Annotated in this window: 21 protein-coding genes; 7 read left to right on the plus strand and 14 right to left on the minus strand. The window is 62.8% G+C overall.

Annotated elements, in window-relative coordinates:
• The first annotated feature begins 97 nt into the window (after positions 1–97).
• Positions 98–1,237: an acyl-CoA dehydrogenase family protein gene (locus V1294_RS05755; RefSeq protein WP_334495733.1), complete on the plus strand. Its 1,140-nt coding sequence runs from the start codon at positions 98–100 to the stop codon at positions 1,235–1,237.
• Between the two features lie 168 nt (positions 1,238–1,405).
• Here the strand turns inward: V1294_RS05755 and V1294_RS05760 are convergent, their stop codons facing one another.
• The 14 genes from V1294_RS05760 to V1294_RS05825 form a co-directional block, all read right to left on the minus strand.
• On the minus strand, positions 1,406–2,446 hold the full coding sequence (locus V1294_RS05760) for an amino acid ABC transporter substrate-binding protein (RefSeq protein ID WP_334495735.1): 1,041 nt from the start codon (positions 2,444–2,446) through the stop codon (positions 1,406–1,408).
• A 53-nt stretch (positions 2,447–2,499) separates the two neighbouring features.
• The gene (locus V1294_RS05765) at positions 2,500–3,099 is read right to left on the minus strand and encodes a L,D-transpeptidase (RefSeq protein ID WP_334488648.1); all 600 of its coding nucleotides are present in this window, start codon (positions 3,097–3,099) and stop codon (positions 2,500–2,502) included.
• A 176-nt stretch (positions 3,100–3,275) separates the two neighbouring features.
• The gene (locus V1294_RS05770) at positions 3,276–3,407 is read right to left on the minus strand and encodes a DUF2474 domain-containing protein (RefSeq protein WP_334488651.1); all 132 of its coding nucleotides are present in this window, start codon (positions 3,405–3,407) and stop codon (positions 3,276–3,278) included.
• The gene (gene cydB / locus V1294_RS05775; RefSeq protein ID WP_334495737.1) at positions 3,404–4,411 is read right to left on the minus strand and encodes a cytochrome d ubiquinol oxidase subunit II; all 1,008 of its coding nucleotides are present in this window, start codon (positions 4,409–4,411) and stop codon (positions 3,404–3,406) included. Before cydB ends, V1294_RS05770 begins: the two co-directional genes overlap by 4 nt.
• Positions 4,408–5,817 (minus strand): cytochrome ubiquinol oxidase subunit I, encoded by a 1,410-nt coding sequence (locus V1294_RS05780; RefSeq protein ID WP_334504506.1) that lies wholly within the window; start codon positions 5,815–5,817, stop codon positions 4,408–4,410. The genes cydB and V1294_RS05780 overlap by 4 nt, the downstream gene beginning before the upstream one ends.
• Positions 5,818–5,963: 146 nt before the next feature.
• A complete protein-coding gene (locus V1294_RS05785) occupies positions 5,964–6,932 on the minus strand; it encodes a hypothetical protein (protein ID WP_334495739.1) in 969 nt (322 codons plus the stop codon).
• Between the two features lie 86 nt (positions 6,933–7,018).
• On the minus strand, positions 7,019–7,585 hold the full coding sequence (locus tag V1294_RS05790; protein WP_334488658.1) for a thioredoxin family protein: 567 nt from the start codon (positions 7,583–7,585) through the stop codon (positions 7,019–7,021).
• A gap of 16 nt (positions 7,586–7,601) precedes the next feature.
• On the minus strand, positions 7,602–8,291 hold the full coding sequence (locus tag V1294_RS05795; RefSeq protein ID WP_334495741.1) for a cytochrome c biogenesis CcdA family protein: 690 nt from the start codon (positions 8,289–8,291) through the stop codon (positions 7,602–7,604).
• A gap of 264 nt (positions 8,292–8,555) precedes the next feature.
• A complete protein-coding gene (locus tag V1294_RS05800; protein ID WP_247782850.1) occupies positions 8,556–8,756 on the minus strand; it encodes a hypothetical protein in 201 nt (66 codons plus the stop codon).
• 177 nt (positions 8,757–8,933) lie between these two features.
• Positions 8,934–9,545 (minus strand): sigma-70 family RNA polymerase sigma factor, encoded by a 612-nt coding sequence (locus tag V1294_RS05805; RefSeq protein WP_108519611.1) that lies wholly within the window; start codon positions 9,543–9,545, stop codon positions 8,934–8,936.
• A gap of 432 nt (positions 9,546–9,977) precedes the next feature.
• Positions 9,978–10,721, minus strand: a complete 744-nt coding sequence (locus V1294_RS05810; RefSeq protein WP_334495743.1) for a response regulator — start codon at positions 10,719–10,721, stop codon at positions 9,978–9,980.
• Entirely contained in the window at positions 10,718–12,463 is a 1,746-nt protein-coding gene (locus tag V1294_RS05815; protein WP_334495744.1) for an ATP-binding response regulator, read from the minus strand. The genes V1294_RS05810 and V1294_RS05815 overlap by 4 nt, the downstream gene beginning before the upstream one ends.
• On the minus strand, positions 12,433–14,526 hold the full coding sequence (locus V1294_RS05820) for a sensor histidine kinase (RefSeq protein ID WP_334495746.1): 2,094 nt from the start codon (positions 14,524–14,526) through the stop codon (positions 12,433–12,435). The genes V1294_RS05815 and V1294_RS05820 overlap by 31 nt, the downstream gene beginning before the upstream one ends.
• Positions 14,523–14,699 (minus strand): hypothetical protein, encoded by a 177-nt coding sequence (locus V1294_RS05825; RefSeq protein WP_334495748.1) that lies wholly within the window; start codon positions 14,697–14,699, stop codon positions 14,523–14,525. Before V1294_RS05825 ends, V1294_RS05820 begins: the two co-directional genes overlap by 4 nt.
• Positions 14,700–15,001: 302 nt before the next feature.
• Here V1294_RS05825 and ugpB point away from each other — a divergent pair, with 302 nt between their 5' ends.
• The 6 genes from ugpB to V1294_RS05855 all read left to right on the plus strand — a co-directional run bounded on the left by ugpB (position 15,002) and on the right by V1294_RS05855 (position 23,181).
• Positions 15,002–16,378 (plus strand): sn-glycerol-3-phosphate ABC transporter substrate-binding protein UgpB, encoded by a 1,377-nt coding sequence (ugpB, locus tag V1294_RS05830; RefSeq protein WP_334488677.1) that lies wholly within the window; start codon positions 15,002–15,004, stop codon positions 16,376–16,378.
• A gap of 137 nt (positions 16,379–16,515) precedes the next feature.
• Positions 16,516–17,472: an aminoglycoside phosphotransferase family protein gene (locus tag V1294_RS05835; protein WP_334495749.1), complete on the plus strand. Its 957-nt coding sequence runs from the start codon at positions 16,516–16,518 to the stop codon at positions 17,470–17,472.
• A gap of 230 nt (positions 17,473–17,702) precedes the next feature.
• Positions 17,703–19,322, plus strand: a complete 1,620-nt coding sequence (locus V1294_RS05840) for an ABC transporter substrate-binding protein (RefSeq protein WP_334495751.1) — start codon at positions 17,703–17,705, stop codon at positions 19,320–19,322.
• Between the two features lie 12 nt (positions 19,323–19,334).
• Complete coding sequence (locus tag V1294_RS05845) at positions 19,335–20,348, plus strand: ABC transporter permease (RefSeq protein ID WP_334488683.1); 1,014 nt, start codon at positions 19,335–19,337, stop codon at positions 20,346–20,348.
• A gap of 9 nt (positions 20,349–20,357) precedes the next feature.
• On the plus strand, positions 20,358–21,257 hold the full coding sequence (locus tag V1294_RS05850; protein WP_334495753.1) for an ABC transporter permease: 900 nt from the start codon (positions 20,358–20,360) through the stop codon (positions 21,255–21,257).
• Positions 21,258–21,366: 109 nt separating this feature from the next.
• Complete coding sequence (locus tag V1294_RS05855) at positions 21,367–23,181, plus strand: ABC transporter ATP-binding protein (RefSeq protein ID WP_334495755.1); 1,815 nt, start codon at positions 21,367–21,369, stop codon at positions 23,179–23,181.
• The last annotated feature ends 2 nt before the right edge of the window (positions 23,182–23,183 follow it).

The raw sequence follows: 23,183 nt of genomic DNA on the forward strand, positions 1-23,183 counted from the left end.
TAACACTAATCCTGCTCGATAGGCCGCGGCGTATGGGTCCCTGCGTTCGCAGGGACGACGAAATAGCTTAATTCACCTCTGAAGCGGAAATGCCCCAATGCCCCTCGTCCTCACCGAAGAACAATCCATGCTGCGCGACAGCGCGCGCGGCCTTATCAGCGACAAGGCGCCGGTGTCGCATCTGCGCGGTCTGCGCGACAGCAAGGACGCAACGGGCTTTTCCCGCGAGCTGTGGAAGGCGTTTGCCGAGATGGGTTTTTCCGGATTGCTGGTGCCTGAAAATTTCGGCGGCAGCGGGCTCGGCTGTGTCGAGGCCGGCGTGGTGATGGAGGAAATCGGCCGCACGCTGATGCCGTCGCCGTTCTTGTCGACGGCGGTGCTGGCGGTCTCCGCGTTGTCGCGCGGCGGCAGCGAGGCGCAGAAATCGGCGCATCTGCCTGGGATTGCCGACGGCTCGCTGCTGGCCGCGCTTGCGATCGACGAAGGCGCAAAACATCGCCCGCTGCAGACCAAATTGCAGGCGGTTCGTTCCGGCAACGGTTTCAAGCTCAACGGCGCCAAGGCGCTTGTGGTCGACGGCCACACCGCCGATCTCCTGATCGTCGCTGGCCGCACCGGCGGTGCTGCCGGCGAGCGCAGCGGGCTGACGCTGTTCCTGGTCGATCCCAAGGCCAAGGGCGTCGCGATCGAACGCACCGTGATGGTGGATGCGCATAACGCCGCGCGAATCGAATTCGCCAATGTCGAGGTCGACGCGGATCAGGTGCTCGGCGAAGTCGACCAGGGCGGGGCGCTGCTCGACGGCGTGCTCAATATCGGCCGCGGCGCGGTGGCGTCCGAAATGGTAGGCTTGAGCGAGGAGGTGTTCGGCCGCACCGTCAGCTATCTGAAGGAGCGCAAGCAATTCGGCAAATTGATCGGCGAATTCCAGGCGCTGCAGCACCGCGCCGCCCAGCTCTACATCGATATCGAGATCACCCGCGCCGCCGTCCTGAAGGCGCTGCAGACGCTTGACGGCGATTTCGATCGCGCAAGCGCGGCGGTCGCAGTCGCCAAGGCCCGCGCCGGGACGACGGCAACGCTGGCGGTGCAGGAGGGCGTGCAGATGCACGGCGGCATGGGGATGACCGACCAGTTCGACATCGGCTTCTTCATGAAGCGCGCGCGGGTCTGTCAGGAATTATTCGGCGACAGCAATTACCACGCCGATCAGTTGGCGCGGATGAAGAGTTATTGATACTCATCGGCCTGCGCCCGCTCGCGCCCCACACACTAGTGTCGTCACCCGCGAAGGCGGGTGATCCAGTACGCCGCGGCCTTTCGTTCAATCGCCGACGTCTCTGGAATACTGGATCGCCCGGTCAAGCCGGGCGACGACAGTAGTGGGTGTGGCTAGCGGAGAGACCTACCTGATCGGCGGGGCGTACTGGATGCCGCCATTGCTCCAGAGCGAATTCAGCCCGCGCGGGATCTTCAGCTTCGATCCTTCGCCGACATTGCGGTCATATATCTCGCCGTAATTGCCGACATGACGGATGATCCGGGCGGCCCAGTCCTTGGATAGTCCGAGGTCTTCGCCGTAACTGCCTTCGGTGCCGACCAGCCGCATGACGTCGGGCTTCTTCGACTTCAGCGCCTCGTCGATGTTCTTCGAGGTGACGCCGAGTTCCTCGGCGTTGATCATCGCATACAGCGTCCACTTCACGATCATCATCCAGTCGTCGTCGCGCTGCCGTACCACGGGGGCGAGCGGCTCCTTGGAGATGACGTCGGGCAGGATGACGTTGTCGTTCGGTTGGGTAAGGTTCAACCGGAGTGCATAGAGCTGGGAGACGTCGCCGGTAAAGGTGTCACATTTGCCGGACTCATAGGCTTTGAGCACCTCTTCCAGCCTGGAAAACTTGACTTCCGTGTATTTCATGTTGTTGGCGCGGAAGTAGTCGGCGAGGTTGAGCAGCGTCGTTGTCCCCTCTTGCACGCAAACCTTGCTGTTATTGAGGTCCAGCGCTGAATCGATGTTACGCGAGCGCGGCAGCATGAAACCCTGGCCGTCATAATAGGCCACCGCCGGGAAATAGAGGTAGTTGTTGCTCTCGCGCGACATGCTCCAGGTCGTGTTGCGCGAGAGGATGTCGACCTTGCGGCTCTGCAGCTCCTTGAAACGCTCGCTGGCGTCCAGCGGCACGAATTTCGCCTTTTTGGGGTCGTCGAAAATGGCGGCGGCCACCGCGCGGCAGAAATCGACGTCGAAGCCGGTCCAGTCACCCTTGTCGTCGGGAATTGAGAAGCCCGGCAGACCCTTGTTGACGCCGCACAGCACGTCGCCGCGGCGGATGGTCCGCTTCAGGGTCTTGGTATCGTAACGCTCATAGGTGATCGCGATAGCCGCGACCGCGATTGCGACCGCCAGCCCGATGAGGAGGCCGCCTCGAAATGTCCGTAGCATTTTTAAACTCACTAATTTCAGGGAATGGATCGGCAGGAGAGGCCGTGTCGCAATTACAGTTCCGGCTTTTGCCGGATGATGACCTTGGTGCCGACCGGCACACGCTCATAGAGGTCGGCGACGTCGGCGTTGACCAGCCGGAAGCAGCCGGATGAGACGGCGGTACCGATGGTGTCGGGCCGGTTGGTGCCGTGAATGCGGTAGACGGTGGTGCCGAGATACATCGCGCGCGCGCCGAGCGGATTGCCGGGGCCACCGGCCATGAAGCGCGGCAGATAGGGCTGGCGCGCGATCATCTCCGGCGGCGGCGTCCAGTCCGGCCATTCCGCCTTGCGCGTGATGTTCACGAGTCCCTGCCACTGAAACCCTTCGCGGCCGACGCCGATGCCATAGCGCAGCGCGCGGCCGTTGCCCTGGATCAGATAGAGATGGCGCTCGGCCGTGACGACGATGATGGTGCCCGGCGCCTCGCTGGTGCGATAGAACACCGCCGTCTTCTTGAATTGCGGATCGAGTTCGACGGATTCGTCAGCGATAAGCCCGGGCTGGTCGCCGACGTCGGGCTGTCGCGTCTGGGCCTGGCTCTGCGGGGCCGAGAGGATCAGGCCGCCCGTGGCGATCAACATCCAGATCAGGTGCCGAAACTTCGTCATCGCGAACTCTCCTTCTGGCGCGCTGGGCCAAGTGGCGGTGGACTTGGCCAAATCAACGGAACCATAAAATCTCAGGGCCAGCTAGATGGCAAGTTTAGGGCGAATGTGGCGAATATGTAACTGAAATGCCTTCTAATTTTACGCTCTGCCATATTCATGGGGCCGTCTGGCTGGCCTTATTTCGGCGCGATCCACAGCCTCAGCAAAAATGAAATCAGCGTCACGGTGCCGACGCCGCCGAGCCAAAGCGCGACGAACCACAGCAGACGCTGTGTCAGCGGGCGCTGTTCTGGCTTGATCTGGCTCAATGATACCCGCTCTCGGGTTTGACCTTGCCGCGAAACACCCAATAGGCCCAGGCGGTATAGCCGAGGATCAGCGGAATCAGCGCGGCCACGCCGAACAGCATGAAGATCTGGCTGTTTGCCGGCGCTGCCGCCTGCCAGATCGTGATGCTCTGCGGCACGATGTAGGGATACATGCTGATGCCGAGCCCGGCATAGGACAGCGCGAACAGCGCCAGCGTCAGGAAGAACGGCTGGTAGTCATATTTCCTGGCAAGGCTGCGCAGCAGCAGGGCGGTGACTACAGCAACCGAAATCGGTACCTGTGCCGTCATGAGGACGTTCGGCCAGGCGAACCAGCGCTCGGTGTACTGTATATGGAGGAACGGCGTCGCGATGCTGACCGCGGCGATGGTCCCGAGCATCGCGAGCAACAGGACCCAGCTCAGGTGATAGGCGCGGTCGCGCAACTCGCCTTCCGTCTTCATGACAAGCCATGTCGCGCCTAACAGCGCATAGCCAACCACCAGCGATACACCGGTCAGGATGCTGAACGGCGTCAGCCAGTCCCACCAGCCGCCGGCATAGCTTCGTCCTTCGACATGCACGCCTTGCAGGATGGCGCCGAGTGCGATTCCCTGCGCCAGCGTCGCCAAAAGCGATCCGCCGAAAAAGGCGATGTCCCAGCGGTTACGCTGGGCCGTCGTGCGCCAACGGAATTCGAAGGCGACGCCGCGGAACACCAGGCCGAGCAGCATCACGATCATGGGCGTGTAAAGCGCCGGCATCAGTACCGCATAGGCCAGCGGAAACGCCGCCATCAGCCCGCCGCCGCCGAGTACCAGCCAGGTTTCGTTGCCGTCCCAGACCGGGGCGACGCTGTTCATGACGACGTCGCGATCCCGCTTCTCCGGGAACAGCGGAAACAGGATGCCGAGGCCGAGGTCGAAGCCGTCCATCACGACATAGACGAACACCGCAAAGGCGATGATGAAAGCCCAGATGATGGGAAGATCGATCGGGATCATCGGGTGGCTCCCTCGGTAACCGCGCCGGCGGCAGGCGTGATGCCCGCCGTGCGGATCGGGACCTCGTGCGACGGTCCTTCTTCGCCCGGATGCGGCGCCGCCGCCATCAGGCGCAGCAGATAGATCACGCCGGCCGTGAAGACGGCGAAATAGACGATGATGAAGGCGATCAGCGAGGAGGCGACCGCGGGCGCCGCCAGCGGGGAGGCGGATTCAGCCGTGCGCAGCAATCCATAGACCGTGAACGGCTGGCGTCCGGTCTCGGTGGTGATCCAGCCCGCGAGCACGGCGATGAATCCCGCGGGCGCCATTGCGACCGCGAACAAGTGCAACAGCCGGGAATCGTAGAGTTTGCCCTGCACGCGCATCAGCAGGCTGAACAGGCCGAGCGCCAGCATGAGCAGTCCCATGCCGACCATGATCCGGAACGACCAGAACGTGATCGGCACCGGCGGCCAGTTTTCGCGCGGCACCGTGTCGAGGCCGGCCATCGGCGCGTCCGGCGAGTGCTTGAGGATCACCGAACCCAGCTTCGGCACTTCGATCGCGTAGTCGACCCTGCCGGCGCTCTGGTTGGGCAGGCCGAACAGGATCAAGGGCGCGCCGTCCTTGTGGCTCTGGAAATGGCCTTCCATCGCCATGATCTTCACCGGCTGATGCTCCAGCGTGTTGAGCCCGTGCTGGTCGCCGGCGAGGATCTGGATCGGCGCCACCAACGTGGCCATCCACATCGCCATCGAAAACATCACGCGCGGACCAGCGAGGTGGCGGTCGCGCAGCAGGTGCCAGGCGCCGACCGCGCCGACCACCAGCGCGGTGGTCAGATAGGCCGCCAGCACCATGTGCACGAGACGGTAGGGGAATGACGGGTTGAAGATCACTTTCAGCCAGTCGGCGGCGATGAACTGCCCGTCGGCGTTGATGGCGTGGCCCGTCGGCGTCTGCATCCAGGAATTCGCTGATAGAATCCAGAACGCCGAAATCAGCGTGCCGATCGCGACCATCAGCGTCGCCAGAAAATGCAGCTTTGGACCGACGCGCTGCAGGCCGAACAGCATCACGCCGAGAAAACCTGCCTCGAGGAAGAACGCAGTCAAAACCTCGTAAGCCATCAGCGGGCCGATCACCGGACCGGTCTTGTCGGAAAACGCCGACCAGTTGGTGCCGAACTGGTAGGACATCACGATGCCCGACACCACGCCCATGCCGAAGGCGACGGCAAAGATCTTCAGCCAGTAGTTGAACAGGTTGATATAGACCTCGCGTCCGGTCCAAAGCCACAGCGCTTCGAGCACGGCGAGATAGCTGGCAAGCCCGATCGAGAAGGCAGGGAATATGATGTGGAACGACATTGTGAAAGCAAACTGCGCCCGGGCCAATACGACCGCATCCCAGCCTTCGAACATCGGCACCACCTGTCGCAGTTTCATCGGGCGCGATCTCGAAAAAACCGAACCAGAGTTTTCGAAAATTGCGCCCGAACCAGGCGTACATCCTACCACGCCCGATACGACGATCATACCTGCGCGCCAAGCGGAACAGGCGTGCAGGTCTAGCCGACGTCCGATGGATTCAGTGCCAGTCGCCGGGCGATCTCTGCCCGCACGGCCCGGGTCTGCTCCTTGCCGACCAGCACCGGACTGCGGATCTTCCTCCCGGTGCGGAGCCGGATCGCGATGACGTAGTGGCTGCCCCTCCGGCCGCCGCTTTCGATGTCGATGCGCTCGACATCGTCATCGCCGACCGTATCCGTCTCTATCGTACCCTTCAACGACAGCCGTTCAAACCTGATGGCGCCGTCGCGGACAATCCAGAATGCACTGGTCCGATAGAGATGCCTGATCAGCACGAAGGCCATGATCGCGCCGAGCGACCAGACGGCGATTCCAAGGGTGGACAATTTGCCGCTCCAGAGCGCATAGACGAATGGAAGGCTCAGCGAGCAGGCGAACAGCACGACGAGAGCCCTGTAGGCCCGGACGCGTTTGGAACTGATCGGCTTACCCAGTCGTATCCGGGGATTGGCGGCGTCGAGGGGGTTCTCGGCTAATTCGGGAGCGGGCAACTGAAGCAGCCAGGCGATCTGCAAAGTGGTTTTTTGCACTTGGGTGACATCAGGCAGCGGAGGTGAGGTGAGCGTATCCCCCGATTCGGTCTCGACTACGAGGGCGAACTCCACTGATTTGCCGATGCTCTTTCGCAGACGCATCCCGGCTATTTCGTCGTCTCTGATCAATCTTCGGTGCAACTTCCCGAATGGACGCTGTTCGCCGATCAGGATTTCGCCTGACGTAATGATCCAGACGACGTTGCGATCAAAGAGCGCGGCGCTCAGCAGCAGGCACCCGAACAGCAACGCAAACAGGGCGGCGATGCCGAGCCATTGGTCGTTTGCAAGGTGAGCGAGGCCTGGCAGGGCGATCAAACACAAAATTGCGGCAATGCCTGCGAGAACGAGCCGCTCATTGAGCGACGTGCCCTTGCGCAGCCTGACTTCATTCTCGCTTGCCGCGGTATCCATCGTCGGCGGCAAACATCATGACCGGCGTGGTCACGTCAAGCCGCAAAAGTATGCGACCGTAATGTGACAGCCTCAGTTGATTTATCTCAGCTCGCCGCGTTCAGCAGCCGCGCCACCGTTCGGTCGATCTCCTCGTACTGGCCTTCACCATCGTGCTGGAACACGATCTTGCCATTCTGGTCGACGATATATTGCGCTGGCCAATAGCGGTTTCGGTAGGCGTTCCAGGTCTGCGAGTCGTTGTCCTGCGCCACCGGATAAGTGATGCCGTGCCGCTTCAGCGCCGTCCGGACATTGGACGCAGAGCGTTCGAACGGAAATTCCGGCGTGTGGATGCCGACGACGACGAGACCGCGATCCCTGTATTTGGCGTAGAGCTTGGTGACATGCGGCAGCGTGTTCACGCAGTTGACGCAGCCATAGGTCCAGAAATTCACCAGCACCACCTTGCCGCGGAGATCGGCCAGTTTGAGCGGCGCGGAATTGAACCAGTTGCCGAGGCCGACGAAATCGGGCGCGGTGGCCTGTGTCGCGGCGACCGTGAACGGTGTTTCCGTCGCGCGTGCCGCATCACCGCAGAAGGCTGGCACCGCGGAGCCTGCGAGAGAAAGCATCGCAATCCCGGCGGATGTGGCGAGCGAGCGTAGGGTCATGGTGGTCTCCATTGGATCAGAGGCCGATCTGGCCATTGGGGTAAAATCCGGTCAGCCACGCCACGATCAGCGTGTCGTACTGGAAGTAAGCGAGCAGCGCGAAGGCGATCACGACGACGCCGAACCCCTGCTGCAGGCGCGGGGCAATCCGCGCGACGCTGCGAACGCGGGTGGTGACGGCCTGGCCGCCATAGGCGATGGCAAGCATCGGCAGCGCCGCGCCGATGGCGTAGACGACGAGCAGCAGGCTCGCCCAGGCGGTGTCTTTCGACGTCGCAATGACGGTCAGGATCGAACCCAGCACCGGGCCGGCGCAGGGCGTCCAGACCAGGCCGAGCGTGGTGCCCAGCACGAAGCCGCCAATCACGCCCTGACGGGATGCGGCCGAATGGCCGTTGAATCTGCCGATCCGGGTTGCGAGCCACTCCAACGGCGTCGGCCAGATCATCAGCAATCCAAAGCCGACCAGCACGACCGCCGCGGTGTTTCGCAGATGATTCGGATCGAAATCGAACACGCGCGTGATCGCACTCAGCAGCAATGCCACCATCGAGAATGACATCACAAAGCCGAGCGCGATCATCGCCGGCCGTGCCTTGCCGGTCTGGCCGACCGATGCCCCGAGGAGGATAGGCAGCATCGGCAGCGTGCAAGGCGCAGCCACGGTGACGACACCTGCGAGCAGCGCGAGAACGAGATTGAGCATCGAAGACGTCCATCACCGGGGCCCGGCGGAACCATTGCCGGGTGCTTGATGAAATTCGCGGTGATGGGGCAGGGCGTTACGCGCGCGAAGGTCGGGAGGCGTCACGTCTCTGTGAGACTTTTTCGCTCGATGCACACGAAATCAGGCGCCAACGCAAAGCGACCCGGCTGGGGGGCATCCCGGCCGGGTCGTTGGAGGTTACTTGGGAGGTTGAGAGCTTGGAAGGCTAGAACTTGGAAAACCAGAACTTGGGAGGTGAGAAATTCAGCGGGGGGTCTCGCTGTCGTAGGAGATCACGCAGACCTCCTTGGGACTCTTGGTGCCGCAGTCCACCACCTGTTCACGCACGAACGTCGAACCGCTGTCGCGCTGGGCGCGGGGCTGAACGTTCTGGGCCGACAGGGTGGCCAGCGTCGCGACGGCGCCGAGCGGGACGATGAAAAGGCGGAAGGACGGCTTCAGCATGTTCGCTCTCCTGTTCGGCGTTGGCGTTTAAGTTGTTGGTGAAAGGTATAGGGGCTGAGTTTTTCCGGGTGATGTCGCCAATTGTTTCATTTGTTTCGCCGGAGGTAATCTTTGTCCGTCGAAATCGACCCGTTCCTCGCCCCCAACACCGTATTAACCTATTGAAATAGCTTCACTTTATGCAGCGATACTGTCCACGCCGGCGCCCTTAAGCAACTCGGCCAATTGTTTGCGGGCATAGAACATCCGGGTCTTCACCGTGCTCTGGGGAATACCGATGATCGCGCCGGCCTCTTCCACCGACTTCTCGTGGTAGTAGACCAGGTTGATGATCTCGCGATGGGCCGGCGACAGTTTTGCGACGCAGGCGCGCAGGATCGCGCTGGTGTTGCTGCGGTCGAGCGAAGCTTCCGGCGTGTCGGCCTCGTCGGCGATCTCCAGCACGTCTTCCTGCTCGATGTCCTCATGCTTGCGCTGGCGCAGCGCGGTCAGCGCCTTGAAGCGGGCAATCGACAGCAGCCAGGTCGAAACCTGCGAGCGGCCCTCGAACTGGCTGGCGGTCCGCCATACGTCGAGGAACACCTGGCTGACGAGGTCCTCCGCCATCGTGGTGTCGCGCACCATGCGCAGCACGAAGCGGTAAACCCGGACGTTATGACGGGAATAAAGCACATGCATCGCCGTGCGGTCGCCCTTGGCAATACTCTGCAGCAGCATTTCGTCGGATGTCGCGCGGGCGGCGGCAATCGACTTCTTGGCTGCGGCGTTGATGGCGATGACGTTCGACATGACAGGCTCCCCAATTCCGACGCCGGGCGGCGTTTCGTTGGGAGGATTGTTAATTAGGCTCGGTTTCGGGATGTCTGCACCAAAAGGGAAAAATGGTTTCGTGCAGGAAAGAATTGTTTCGTCGCGGGGCCTGCGACGAAACATTCGGGGGTGAAAGGTGAGTAATTTCAATATGTGGAAAATTGGATGATTTCGGACGCGGATTTGTTCCGATGCTTTTAGCAAGGACGGGGCTTTTTACCTCGCCCCGCTTGCGGGGAGAGGTCGGATTGCCTCGGCGATGCGAAGCATCGTCCGGTGCAATCCGGGTGAGGGGGTACAGGTCCATCAATTGACAGCAGTGTTCGCGGAGAGAGCCCCTCACCCCAACCCTCTAAGAGCGAGCTTCGCTCGTCTCGACCCCGCAAGAGCGGGGCGAGGTAGCGCACAACGCTAACCCTTCTCACCCGTCGGCGAGAACAGATAGCCGCCGCCCCTGATCGTGCGGATCACGGCGGGCTTGGTCGGGTCGATCTCGATCTTGCGCCGGATGCGCATGATCCGCAGGTCGACCGCGCGGTCGAAGGCTTCGGCGTCGCGCGCATTGGCCAGCTCCAGCAGCCGCTCGCGCGACAAAACCCGCTTCGGGTTGGCTGCGAACACTTTCAACAGGCCGAATTCGGAGGCCGTCAGCGGATGTTCGTTGCCTTCGTCGTCGCGCAGCGCCTGGGCTTCAAGGTCCAGCCATTTGGTGCCGAACCGCACCAACTGCGCCTTCTCCGCCTTTGTTGCAGCCGCAGCCTCAGGTGCTGCCGCCGCCTTGGCCGGCGTGCTGCGGCGAAGCACCGAGCGGATGCGCGCCATCAGTTCGCGCAGCTCGCAGGGCTTTGCGATGTAGTCGTCGGCGCCGAGTTCAAGCCCGACGACGCGGTCGATCGGGCTCGCGGTCGCCGTCAGCATGATGACGGGAACATTGACGCGGCTCTTCAGGTCTCGAATGATCGAAAGCCCGTCTTCCTCGGGCATGTTGAGGTCGAGCACGACGAGGTCGGGCACGTTGGTCTCGATCACGCTGCGCAGGCTTTTTCCGCCGTCGCACAGCGTGACGCCGAAACCGTGCATCTTGAGGTAATCGCCGACCATCTCGCGGGCCGGCGCCTCGTCGTCGACGATGATGATGTGCGGGCTCTGGGTCATGTCGTCTCTGTCGCAGGCAGTGTAACGGTAAATGTCGATCCCTGTCCGGGGCCGGCGCTTTCCGCGGTCACATGGCCGCCATGCATGTCGATGATACGTTTGACGATCGACAGTCCAAGGCCGGTCGAACTTTCCCCGGCCGTCGGCTTGGCCGAAAGCCGCTGGAAGCGGCCGAACAGCCGGCCGAGATCCTCCGGCGAAAGGCCGGCGCCCTGGTCGGCGATGCGGATCACCGTGTCGCCACCCTCATGGGTGACGGCTACCGTGATCTTGCCGCCGATCGGTGAATATTTGATGGCGTTGCTGAAGAGGTTGTCGATCGCCTCGCGGATCCGGTCGGCATCGCACATGGTGACGATGTTCGGCGGGGCGGACACGCTGATGGTCTGCTGCTTGTTGACCGCCGAGGGCAGGTTGGAATCCGCGACTTCGGTCACGAGCGCTGCGACATCGACCGGTTCGCGGCGGATCGTGATGTCGAAGGCATCCGCCATCGCATCCGAAATCAGGTGATCGACCATCGAGGTCAGGCGCTTGGTGGCGTCCCGGATGTGCTCGACCTGGGCGGTGACATTCTCCTTGGGCGAGCCGGCGCCGATCAACTCGGTCAGCATTTCGGTGCGGCCGAGGATCACGCCGAGCGGGTTCTTCAAATCATGCGCGACGGTGCCGAGAATCTCGTTCTTGAAGCCGTTGGCGCGCTGCAGCCGCAGCCACTGCGCCGAGAGCCTTCGGTTGGCCTGCATCAGCGCGCGGGTGCGCTGGGCGACGCGGTCCTCGAGTTGGGTATTGGCCTCGTGCAGTTGCCGGTAGAGGATGACGTTGTCGAACGCGATCGACAGCCGGCTGGAGAAAATCTCGACCAGCGCGCGGTCGGTGTCGGAAAGCTGGCGCTCGGCCTGCAGCAGCACCACCACTTCGCGGCCAGAGCCGGTGCGCAGGTAAAGCACGCTGCGGTGGTCGGCGAATTCGTTCTTGCGACGCTGGAAGGCGGCTTCTACCATCTGCCGCAAATCCGGATCGAGCGCCTTGGAGCTCGTGGTGCCGATGAAGCGGCTGTAGCAGCCCGAGCCTGCGAGGACCGAGAATTCGCTCCCAGGGGCGCCGTCGTCGCGCAGCACCAGGATGCCGGCGCAGTCGACATTGAGCAATGATGCGAGCTGGGTCAGCACGCCTTCCGCGAGCCGCTGCATCGATTTGAAGTCGTACAGCGTCGAGGCGGCGTCGATGATGATTTCAAGCCCGCGCCTGGTCTGCACCATGCGCTCAAGCTGCTGGTAGCTGCGCAGCGCCGCCGTGAGCGAGGTGAACAGCTTGTCGGCCGTGAGCTCGGTCTTGGCCTTGTAGTCGTTGATGTCGTACTGGACGATGACGCGGCGCTCGGGCGCTTGTCCCGGCTGGCCGGTGCGCAGGATGATGCGGACAGTCTCGTTCTTGAGCTCGTTGCGGATGTACTCGACGAGGTCCAGGCCCGCGACATCGGTTTCCATGATGACGTCGAGCAGCACCGCCGCCACGTCGGGATTTTCGCGCATCAAGGTGCGGCCCTCGGCCGCGGAATAGGCCGACAGGATTTCCAGCGTCGCGCCGTGGAGATTGTAGTCGCTCAGCGCAAAGCGGGTGCCCTCGTGCACCGCGGCATCGTCGTCGATGACGGCGATCTTCCATTTGCGGGCGGACGAGTCCTCCGGAACGGTCCCGGTATCGTCGATCAGGTGGAGGACATCGTCCTGTTCGGCCATTGAGGAGTTCCGTCGGCTGCTGTCTGGTCTGTAATCGTGGGTTCGCCCCGGGCGACTTTAGGCATGATAATGCGGAATGTGGTGCCTTGTCCCAGCCTTGACTCCAGCATCATCCGGCCGCCGAGCTGTTGAGTGACAAGATTATAGACGATATGCAAGCCCAGCCCGGTACCGCCTTGGTTGCGGCGCGTCGTAAAGAAGGGGTCGAACGCCTGCCGCTGCACGTCCGGCGTCATTCCGGCCCCATTGTCGGCAAAAATGATCTCGACATCGTCGCTGCCGCGCGCCCGCGCCGAGATCGTGATCGCCCCGGACCGGCCGTCGGCAAAGGCATGATTGGCGGCGTTGAGGAAAAGATTGGTTAATATCTGGCCGTAGGAGCCGGGATAGCCGTCGATGAAAAGCCCTTCCGGCACGTCGACCGACAGCGTGATCGCGGCCTTCTTCAGCACCGGCTTCAGGCTGGCGACGATCTGGTCGGTGGCCTCGCTGAGGTTGAATTGCCGGCGCTCGGCGTGCGAGCGGTCCACCGCCACCTGCTTGAACGACTGGATCAGCTCGCCGGCGCGGTGCAGGTTCGCCACCAGTTGCCCTGCGGCGTCGCGCGAGGACTTGACGAATTCGTCGAGCTTGGAGCGGCGCAGCGGCTCGGTGCGCAATTCCTGCTCGAACGTTTCAGCCCGGCGCGCAAAGCTCGACGCCACCGTCAGGCTGATGCCGATCGGGTTGTTCACCTCATGGGCGACGCCGGCGACCAGTCCGCCGAGCGCCGCCAGCCGTTCGGCGTCGATCAGGTTCTGCTGCGCGGTGTTGAGCTCGAGCAGCGCGCTTTCGGCCCTTTCCTTCGAGGCGCGCAGCTCGTCCTCGGTCTTGCGCTTGGCGATGGCGTTTTCGCGGAAGACGTCCACCGCGCGCGCCATGGCGCCGACCTCGTCCCGGGCGGTGGTGCCCTGCACCCGGCGATCGTAATTGCCCGAGGTGATCGCATGCATCGCCCGCAGGATCTGCTGCAGCGGCAGGCGGATCGAGAGCGCGATCAGGACGCCGGCGGACAGGATGATGCCGAGGAACATCACCGCGATCGACAGCACCCGGCGCGAGATGCCCGCCAGTGTCTTGTCGAACGTCTCCTGCGCCTTCTGCTCGCGCTGGCGCATCTTGACCGACAACTCGTCGATGACGCCGATCGCCTCGGCCTGGCTGGCATCGATGGTGTTGCGCAAGAGCTCGGTCCGGATCGTGAGCTGCTCGGTCAGCTTGGCCATCCCCTCGCGCAGCGCCACCGTCCGCGCCTTCAACCGCGTCAGCGCCATGCGCTGCAGGTCGTTGTCGGCGAGGTCGGCCATCGCGGGGATGGTGTTCTCGATCGTCTCGGTGTTCCTGCGGGCGTCCTCGGCGGAGGTCGAGGCGCGCGACAGATAATAGGCGTTGGTAGCGACCAGCATGGCCGTGAATGCCTCGCGGGATTTCCCGAGTGCCGGCCAGATCTGCGCATCGCGATGCCCGGTGGCGCCCTCGATGATCGAATACAGCCCGGCCATTTCCCGGGCCGGGCCCAGCACCTGCTGCTCATAGGTCCTGGTGATGGTGGCCTGCACGGCGCGCAATTCGCCGAAGCCGTTGAGGAAACGGTCGGTGACGTGTTCGAGCCGCTCGACCGATCCTGACAGCATCGGATCGTTCGCGGCGCGCGTGGTCAGCGTGCCGAGCACCGCTTCCCGCAGCAGCAGGATCTCGGCGAACAGGTCGGGGCTCGGCTGGTTGATGTAGCGATGGATCAGGTTCTGCAGCCGGCTGGTTTCGCTTTCCAGCAATGCCAGGATCTTGTCGGACTCGCGCACCTGCCGGACGTCGTCCCAGGCCGAGCCCAGCACCTTGGCGCCGTTCCAGATCAATACGGCGAGCACCACGACGACGGCGGAGTTCAATCCCGCGATCGACAAGATGCGCCAGCGGATCGGCACCGCGCGCAACCACTGCACGACGCGAAAACGCCCGCGCGCGGCGAAGCTCGCCGGCCGTTCCGCTGCTCGCTGTTGTTGCGGTGCGCCGGTCAAATTCATTCCACTCCACGAAGACGCGTGATCAATAGCGGCGTCGTCGCCCCGATCAATGCAACGATGGTACGGTTGAGACCGGCCGCGCCGGTCTTGATATGTTCGAGGGCTTCCTCCGCGCCGAGCCGGCGGGAATGGAACGCGTCGATCAAATGCCTCTCGTTCCGGGGATCGGGCATACCAAACTCGCGCGCAACAGCACCCGTTGAGACCGCCGTAAGCAACAGCGCACCAACAAGCACGAAGGTCCGCGAAAGGTTGGCGCGGCGATACACAGGCGACAAATCCCCTTAGAGATTGAGTCTGCGGTGGGGGAGAAAAGGTTCAAGCATTTTTAGCAGAATTTACCGATGCTTGGCTATTGGCGGTTGGGCCGGCAGCCGGTTTTCCGCCAGTAATCCTGATAATCTCGCTACAATCTTAAATTGTGTTGTGCGCTGCGGCGATGCCGGGCGGATTGAAACCGCAGCCGCAGCGATTTATGAGGGCTTGGGAACCCATTTATCGAAGGCGCGGCAGAGCAAGGAAATCACCAGTGAAATTGGCCTTGAGATTCTTGCAATTCGCAGCCCTCGCCGCCACGGCGCTTGCGTCTCCGGCGCAGGCCGCCACCGAAATCATGTGGTGGCACGCGATGTCGGGGGAGCTCGGCAAGCAGCTCGAAAAGCTGGCGGCCGATTTCAATGCGTCGCAGTCCGACTATCGGATCGTGCCAACATACAAGGGCAACTACACCGAGACGGTGACGGCAGCGATCTTCGCATTCCGTTCGCGAAGCCAGCCCGCCATCGTCCAGGTCAACGAGATCGCGACTGCGACCATGATGGCGGCAAAGGGCGCGATCTATCCGGTGTTCGACTTGATGCGCGATCAGTCGGAGCCGTTCTCGCCGGAGGCGTATCTGCCGGCCGTGACCGGCTATTATTCCGACGTCGCCGGCAACATGCTGTCGTTTCCGTTCAATGTCTCGACGCCGATCCTGTACTACAACAAGGATCTGTTTCGCGCCGCGGGCCTCGATCCGGAGGTGGCGCCGAAGACCTGGGCCGAGGTCGGCGCTGCGGCGAAGCGCCTGCGCGCGGCCGGCTCGCCTTGCGGGCTCACCACGTCCTGGCCTTCCTGGGTCCATGTCGAGAATTTTTCCGCGTTCCACAATCTGCCATTGGCGACCCGGGCCAATGGCTTTGGCGGTCTCGATGCGGAGCTGACCTTCAATAACCAGGACGTGGTCCGGCACATCGCGCAGCTCGCGGAATGGCAGGCGACGAAAGTTTTCGACTATAGCGGCCGCGGGCAATCGGCCGAGCCGCGTTTTCAGAAGGGCGAATGCGCCATCTTCATCGGCTCGTCCGGGACGCGCGCCGACATCAAGGCCAATTCCAAATTCGAGGTCGGTTACGGCATGATCCCGTACCGGCCCGAAACTACAGGCGCCCCGCAAAACTCCATCATCGGCGGCGCCACGCTTTGGGTGCTGCGCGACCGGCCGCGCACCGAATATGCCGGCGTCGCGCGGTTCTTCGCCTATCTGTCGAAGCCGGAAGTCCAGGCCGCCTGGCACCAGCACACCGGCTATCTGCCGATCACCCGCGCCGCCTTCGACCTCACCCGCGCGCAAGGCTTCTACGATCGCGATCCCGGTGCGGCGATCGGTATCGAGCAACTCACCTTGAAGCCGCCGACCGAGAATTCGAAGGGAATCCGGCTTGGGTCCTTTGTGCTGATCCGCAGCGTGATCGACGAAGAACTCGAGCAGGTTTTCAGCGCCAAGCAGTCCGCGCAGGCAGCCCTCGACCTCGCCGTCGAGCGCGGCAATCGCCTGCTGCGCCAGTTCGAGCGGGCCAATCCGGACAGATAGATCCACCCCGTCATTGCGAGCGAAGCGAAGCAATCCATCTGTCCCCGCGCCGAGGCGTGGATTGCTTCGCTTCGCTCGTTGAGCTACGGCGGACAAGTCGCTTCGCTCGCAATGATGATAAATAATGATCAGGCACCATGACCGCATCGCTGCCGGCATTCACCGACTACGAACCCTTCCGCGCCTGGCGCGCCGATCCGGCGCAATGGCTGCCGATCGCGCGCGATATCGCCCGCAGCCACGGCCTGGCATGCGCGGCGCCGCACGTCTTCACCACCGGCACCAACGTCGTAGTGGCTCTCGATGAAAAACTCATCCTGAAGATTTTCCCGCCATTTCTTCGCAGCCAATTTGCTTCAGAACGAAGCACGCTCGCGCAGCTCCGTGGACAGCTTCGTATCGCGATCCCCGAAACCGTCGCCGAAGGGGAGCGCGACGGATGGCCATATCTCGTCATCACGCGGCTGTCGGGGGTGTTGGGTGGGGACGCGTGGCCGTCTATGCCGGAAGCGGACAAGGAACGCGTTCTTGCCGAAATAGGCGAGACCATTGCCGAGGTGCAGCGCGTTCCTGCCGGGGTGCTCGCGCAGATCGAGCCGAGCTGGGACGTCTTCATGCCCGGGCAGATCGAGGGATGCCGTGCGCGGCACGAGCGTCTCGGATTGCCGCAGAAATTTCTGGATGGACTGGACGAACTGCTGCGCGATACGGCGCCCATGCTGATTGCGCTGGACGGGCCGCCGGTGATCCTGACCGGCGAATACATCCCGGAGAATTTCCTGCTGAGCCGCGATGGCGGCGGTTGGCGCCTCGCTGGGTTGATCGATTTCGGCGACGTGATGACGGGCAGGGGCGAATACGACCTGCTGGGGCCGAGCGCCTTCATGACCGCTGGCATGCCGCGGCGGGTGCGGAGCCTGTTTGGGGGCTTCGGATATTCGGCTGCGGATATCACGCCCGACCTGAAACGGCGGCTGATGGTGCTGTTGCTGCTGCATCGTCACAGTGATCCCGCCAGAAGCATCTGTATCGCGGGCTGGCAGCAGAAGGCCGCTGACCTCCGTGAACTGCAGGATTTGCTCTGGCCCATTTGAGTGCCGCACAGCAATGGAGCGCTCAAAATATCTGCGTTAAAAGTAGGCAAATATGCCTCTTTGTATGCAATCAATGGGCCGGCACGCTCAATCGAGAATCCCTGTTTGTTGTCCATCCTGCCGATAAATCAGCGGCTTAGGCGAGGATTAGCTTTGTTTTAACGGTTGGCACAAACCTTGCGATTCCTGTTCCAAAGCCGTTTTCCCCTCAGGCGTTTGGAGCATCACCCATGAAGCGTCGCGATTTCCTGAAATCCGTCACTGGAGTTGCCGCGGGCGCGATGGTGCCCGCACCGGCGATCTGGTCCGTGGCCAAGGCTGATGCGCGGTCGGAAACGCTGTTGATTGTCTCGGAAAGCGGCCCCAACAACCTCGACATTCACGGCGTCGGCACCAACGTGCCCGGCTATGAAGTGTCGTGGAATTGTTACGACCGCCTGATCAGCCACGAGATGAAGAGCGGTCCGGGCGGCGTGCCGTATTACGACCGCGACAAGTTCAAGCCCGAACTCGCCGAGGACATGAATGTCGGCGACATGTCGGTCACCTTCAAGCTGAAGAAGAAAGCCACGTTCCACGACGGCGCGCCGGTCACGGCCAAGGACGTCAAGTGGTCGCTCGATCGCGCGGTGAGCGTCGGCGGTTTTCCGACCTTCCAGATGGGCGCGGGCTCCCTGACCAAGCCCGAGCAGTTCGTGGTCGTCGACGACAACACGGTACGGGTCGATTTTGCCAAGAAGGATCGCCTGACTCTGCCGGATCTCGCGGTCATCGTCCCCTGCATCGTCAATTCCGAGCTGGTGAAGAAGAACGCCACCGAGAAGGATCCCTGGGGTCTCGAATACACCAAGCAGCAGACCGCGGGCTCCGGCGCCTACAAGGTGACGAAGTGGACCGCCGGCACCGAAGTCATCATGGAGCGCAACGATTCGTGGGTCGGCGGTCCCTTGCCGAAGGTCAAGCGTGTGATCTGGCGCATGGTGCCGCAAGCCGGCAACCGCCGCGCGCTGCTGGAGCGCGGCGACGCCGACATCTCCTACGATCTGCCGAACAAGGATTTCGTCGAGCTGAAGGACAGCGGCAAGCTCAACATCGTCTCGGTGCCGTATTCCAATGGCGTCCAGTACATCGGCATGAACGTCAAGATCCCGCCGTTCGACAATCCCAAGGTTCGCGAGGCGGTTGCCTGCGCGATCCCCTACCAGAAGATCATGGATGCGGTGCTGTTCGGCCTGGCCAAGCCGATGTTCGGCGCCGCTGCCGACAAGGCCACCGAGGTGGCGTGGCCGCAGCCGACCAAATACGTCACCGATATCGCCAGGGCCAAGGCGCTGTTGGCGGAGGCCGGCCATCCCAACGGTTTCGAGACCACGCTGTCGTTCGACCTCGGCTTTGCCGGCGTCAACGAGCCGCTCTGTGTGCTGGTGCAGGAGAGCCTCGCACAGATCGGCATCAAGACCACCATCAACAAGATCCCCGGCGCCAACTGGCGCACCGAACTGAACAAGAAGGTACTGCCACTCTACACCAACGTGTTTTCCGGCTGGCTCGATTATCCCGAGTATTTCTTCATCTGGTGTTACGACGGCAAGAATTCGATCTTCAACACCATGAGCTACCAGTCGAAGGCGATGGACGAATTCATCAGCGGCGCCGTCGACGCCGCGGCGATCGGCAACACCGCCAAATACGACACCGACGTAAAGGGTTTTGTCGATCTCGCCTTCAAGGACATCCCGCGCATCCCGCTGTATCAGCCCTATGTCAACGTCGCGATGCAGAAGAATGTGTCGGGCTATCAGTACTGGTTCCACCGTCGCCTGGATTATCGCGCGCTCGTGAAAGCATAAGAGGCGAGCGTCATGCTGACCATGATCGGCAAGCGGCTGATGTTTGCGATCCCGTCGCTGATCGGGGTCGTGATCGTCACGTTCCTCCTGACGCGCGCATTGCCCGGCGATCCCGCGGCTTATTTCGCCGGACCCGCGGCGAGCAAGGAAGCCATTGAGCAGATCCGCAAGAAACTCGGCTTCGACAAGCCGCTGATCGAGCAGTTTTTCCGCTACACTAACGATCTCGCGCATGGCGATTTCGGCAACTCGCTCACCACGGGCCAGCCGGTCGCGACCGAAATTCGCAACCGCCTGCCGGCATCTGCCGAACTGACGCTGCTCGGCCTCGTCGTTTCGGTCATGATAGCCATCCCGCTCGGCGTGCTGGCGGCAACGCGCCCGGGCTCCTGGATCGACCATCTCTGTCGCATCACCACGACGGCCGGCGTATCGCTGCCGGTATTCTTTACAGGTCTGGTGCTGGTCTATGTGTTCTATTTCCGCCTCGGCTGGTCGCCGGCGCCGCTCGGCCGCCTCGACGTGTTCTATAGCGCGCCGCCCGCCGTGACCGGCCTTTATCTGATCGACGCCCTGATCGCGCGCGATCTCGAGACATTTCGTTCCGCGCTGAGCCAGTTGATCCTGCCGGCGGCAACGCTTGCAATCTTCTCGCTGGCGCCGATCGCGCGCATGACGCGGGCCTCGATGCTGGCGGTGCTGGCGTCCGATTTCGTCCGCACCGCGCGCGCCAGCGGGCTGTCGCCGTCGACCGTGATCGTCACCTACGCGTTTCGCAACGCGATGCTGCCGGTCATCACCACGCTCAGCATGGTGTTCTCGTTCCTGCTGGGGGCCAATGTGCTGGTCGAGAAAGTTTTCGCCTGGCCCGGCATCGGCTCCTACGCCGTCGAAGCATTGATCTCGTCGGACTTCGCGCCGGTGCAAGGCTTCGTGCTGACCATGGCGGTCATGTACGTGCTGCTCAATCTGATCATCGACATTCTCTACGGCGTGATCGATCCGCGCGTGCGGCTGGAAGGGTGAGGTAGGAAGATGAGTAGCGTTGCGCCTGCCGCTGAGCCCGTCGGACCCGCGCGTACCTCGGGACTATCAGCGATGTTTGAGCACACCCGCTACGTGCTCGGCGAGAACCGCGTCACGGCGTTCGCCTTCGGCCTCTTGGTGATCATCCTGTTCGCCGCGATCTTCGGCCCCTACATCGTGCCTTACGATCCGCTCGCCAGCGATACCGCGGCAGCCCTGAAACCGCCATCCGCGGCGCACTGGTTCGGCACCGATCAATTGGGCCGCGACATTTTCAGCCGCGTCGTCGTCGCCACAAGGCTCGATACCTTCATCGCGGTCGCTTCCGTGGTGCTGGTGTTCCTGATGGGCGGGCTGGCCGGCATCGCCGCCGGTTATTTCGGCGGCTGGACCGATCGTATCGTCGGCCGTGTCGCCGACACCATCATGGCGTTTCCGCTGTTCGTGCTGGCGATGGGCATCGTCGCAGCGCTTGGCAACACCGTGCAGAACATCATCATCGCCACCGCGATCGTGAACTTTCCGCTCTATGCGCGCGTCGCGCGGGCCGAGGCGAATGTGCGCCGCGACGCCGGCTTCGTGCAGGCGGCGCGGCTGTCGGGCAATGGCGAGATGCGGATTCTGCTGGTGCACATCCTGCCCAACATCATGCCGATCATGATCGTGCAGATGTCGCTCACCATGGGCTATGCGATCCTCAACGCTGCCGGGCTCTCCTTCATCGGGCTCGGCGTGCGGCCGCCGACGGCGGAATGGGGCATCATGGTCGCGGAAGGCGCGGGCTTCATGGTGTCGGGCGAATGGTGGATCGCGCTGTTCCCGGGGCTTGCGCTGATGATCGCGGTGTTCTGCTTCAATTTGCTCGGCGACGGCCTGCGCGACATCGTCGATCCGCAGCGGAGGACGTGATGGCTGATTCAAGCTTTGCTCGTCTCGGTCCCCGCACGGGGAATGCGACAGGGGGGCTGACCGTTCTACTTTGCATGGGGTTGTTTTCGATATTTTTGCGGAGGCCGTCATGACCGCCCAGCCCCTGCTCGACGTCAACGACCTCACCGTCGAATTCACCACGCGCCGTGGCATCGTCAAGGCGGTGCAGCACGTCAACATCTCGGTGGCCAAGGGCGAAACGCTTGGCATCGTCGGCGAGTCCGGCTCCGGCAAATCGGTGACATCTTATGCCGTAATGCGGATCCTCGACCGCGCCGGCCGGATCGCCGACGGCTCGGTGATGTTCTCCGGCATCGACGTCAAGGCCGCGAGCGAGAACGAGATGCGCGACCTGCGCGGCCGCGAAATCTCGATGATTTTCCAGAACCCGCGCGCGGCGCTGAACCCGATCCGCAAAGTCGGCGACCAGATCGAGGACGTGCTGCGCCAGCACGTGCAGAGCGCGGCCAGCGATCGCGGCGAGAAGGCGATCGAGGCGCTGGAGCAAGTCAAGATCGCCCGTCCCCGCGAGCGCTATCACGCCTATCCGTTCGAACTTTCCGGCGGCATGTGCCAGCGCGTCGTGATCGCGCTGGCGCTGGCCTGCAATCCGCAGCTCCTGATCGCGGACGAACCGACCACCGGCCTCGACGTCACCACGCAGAAGGCGGTGATGGATTTGATCGTCGAACTCACCAAACGACGGCATATGTCGACGATCCTGATCACGCATGATCTGGGCCTCGCCGCCGCTTATTGCGACCGCGTGGTAGTGATGGAAAAGGGCCGGGTGGTGGAGACCGCGAAGTCCGCCGATATCTTTGCCAGGCCCGAGCACGCCTATACGAAGAAACTGATGCGCGCGACGCCGAGGATCGGCGTGTCGTTGCGCGATTTGCTGCCGGAGGAGGAGGCGGTCTCCGCCTCTCCCCGCGCGCGGGGAGAGGTCGACGCGCGGAGCGCGGCGGGTGAGGGGGACTCTCCGCGGACTGCGCTCTCGGAGGCAGCCCCTCACCCCGACCCTCTCCCCGCGAAGAGCGGGGAGAGGGAGGAAGTACCCCTCCTTCTCGTCGAAAAGCTGGTCAAGGAATATCCGCGCCAGGGCGCGACCGCCGTCCTCGGCAAACTGTTCTCCCGCAAGCCGCCGGTCGAAGCCGAGATATTCCGCGCCGTCGACGGCATCAGCTTCACCGTCGGCCATGGCGAGAGCGTTGGCCTCGTCGGCGAATCCGGCTGCGGCAAGTCGACGACGTCGATGATGGTGATGCGGCTCCTCGATCAGACGTCCGGCCGCATCCTGTTCGATGGCGAGGAGATCGGCGCCATCCTGCCGCAAGCGTTTGCGCGGCTGCCGCTGCGCAAGAGCATCCAGATGGTGTTCCAGGATCCCACCGACAGCCTCAACCCGCGCTTCACCGCCGCACGTGCCATCGCCGATCCGATCATGCAGCTTGGCGACGTCAGGGGACGTGACGCGCTGCGCGCGCGTTGCGAGGAGTTGGCCGGCCTGGTCGGTCTGCCCATCAACCTGCTCGATCGCTTCCCGCACCAATTATCCGGCGGCCAGAAGGCCCGCGTCGGCATCGCACGCGCCATCGCGCTGCATCCAAAGCTCGTGATCCTCGACGAGCCGACGGCGGCGCTCGACGTCTCCGTGCAGGCCGTCGTGCTCAATCTGCTGCAGGATCTCAAGCAGTCGATGGGTATGAGCTATTTGTTCGTGTCGCATGATCTGAATGTGGTGCGTTTGCTGTGCGATCGTGTCATCGTGATGCGTGCGGGACGAATCGTCGAGCAAGGTTCATCCGAGCGGGTGCTCGGCGATCCGCAGGATGCCTACACCAAGGAATTGCTGACGGCGATCCCGCATCCGCCGTTGCCGGTTCACTATAAAGTTGAGTGAGA

Origin of the sequence: Bradyrhizobium sp. AZCC 1678 (assembly GCF_036924765.1) — a bacterium.
Taxonomy (GTDB): Bacteria; Pseudomonadota; Alphaproteobacteria; order Rhizobiales; family Xanthobacteraceae; genus Bradyrhizobium; species Bradyrhizobium algeriense.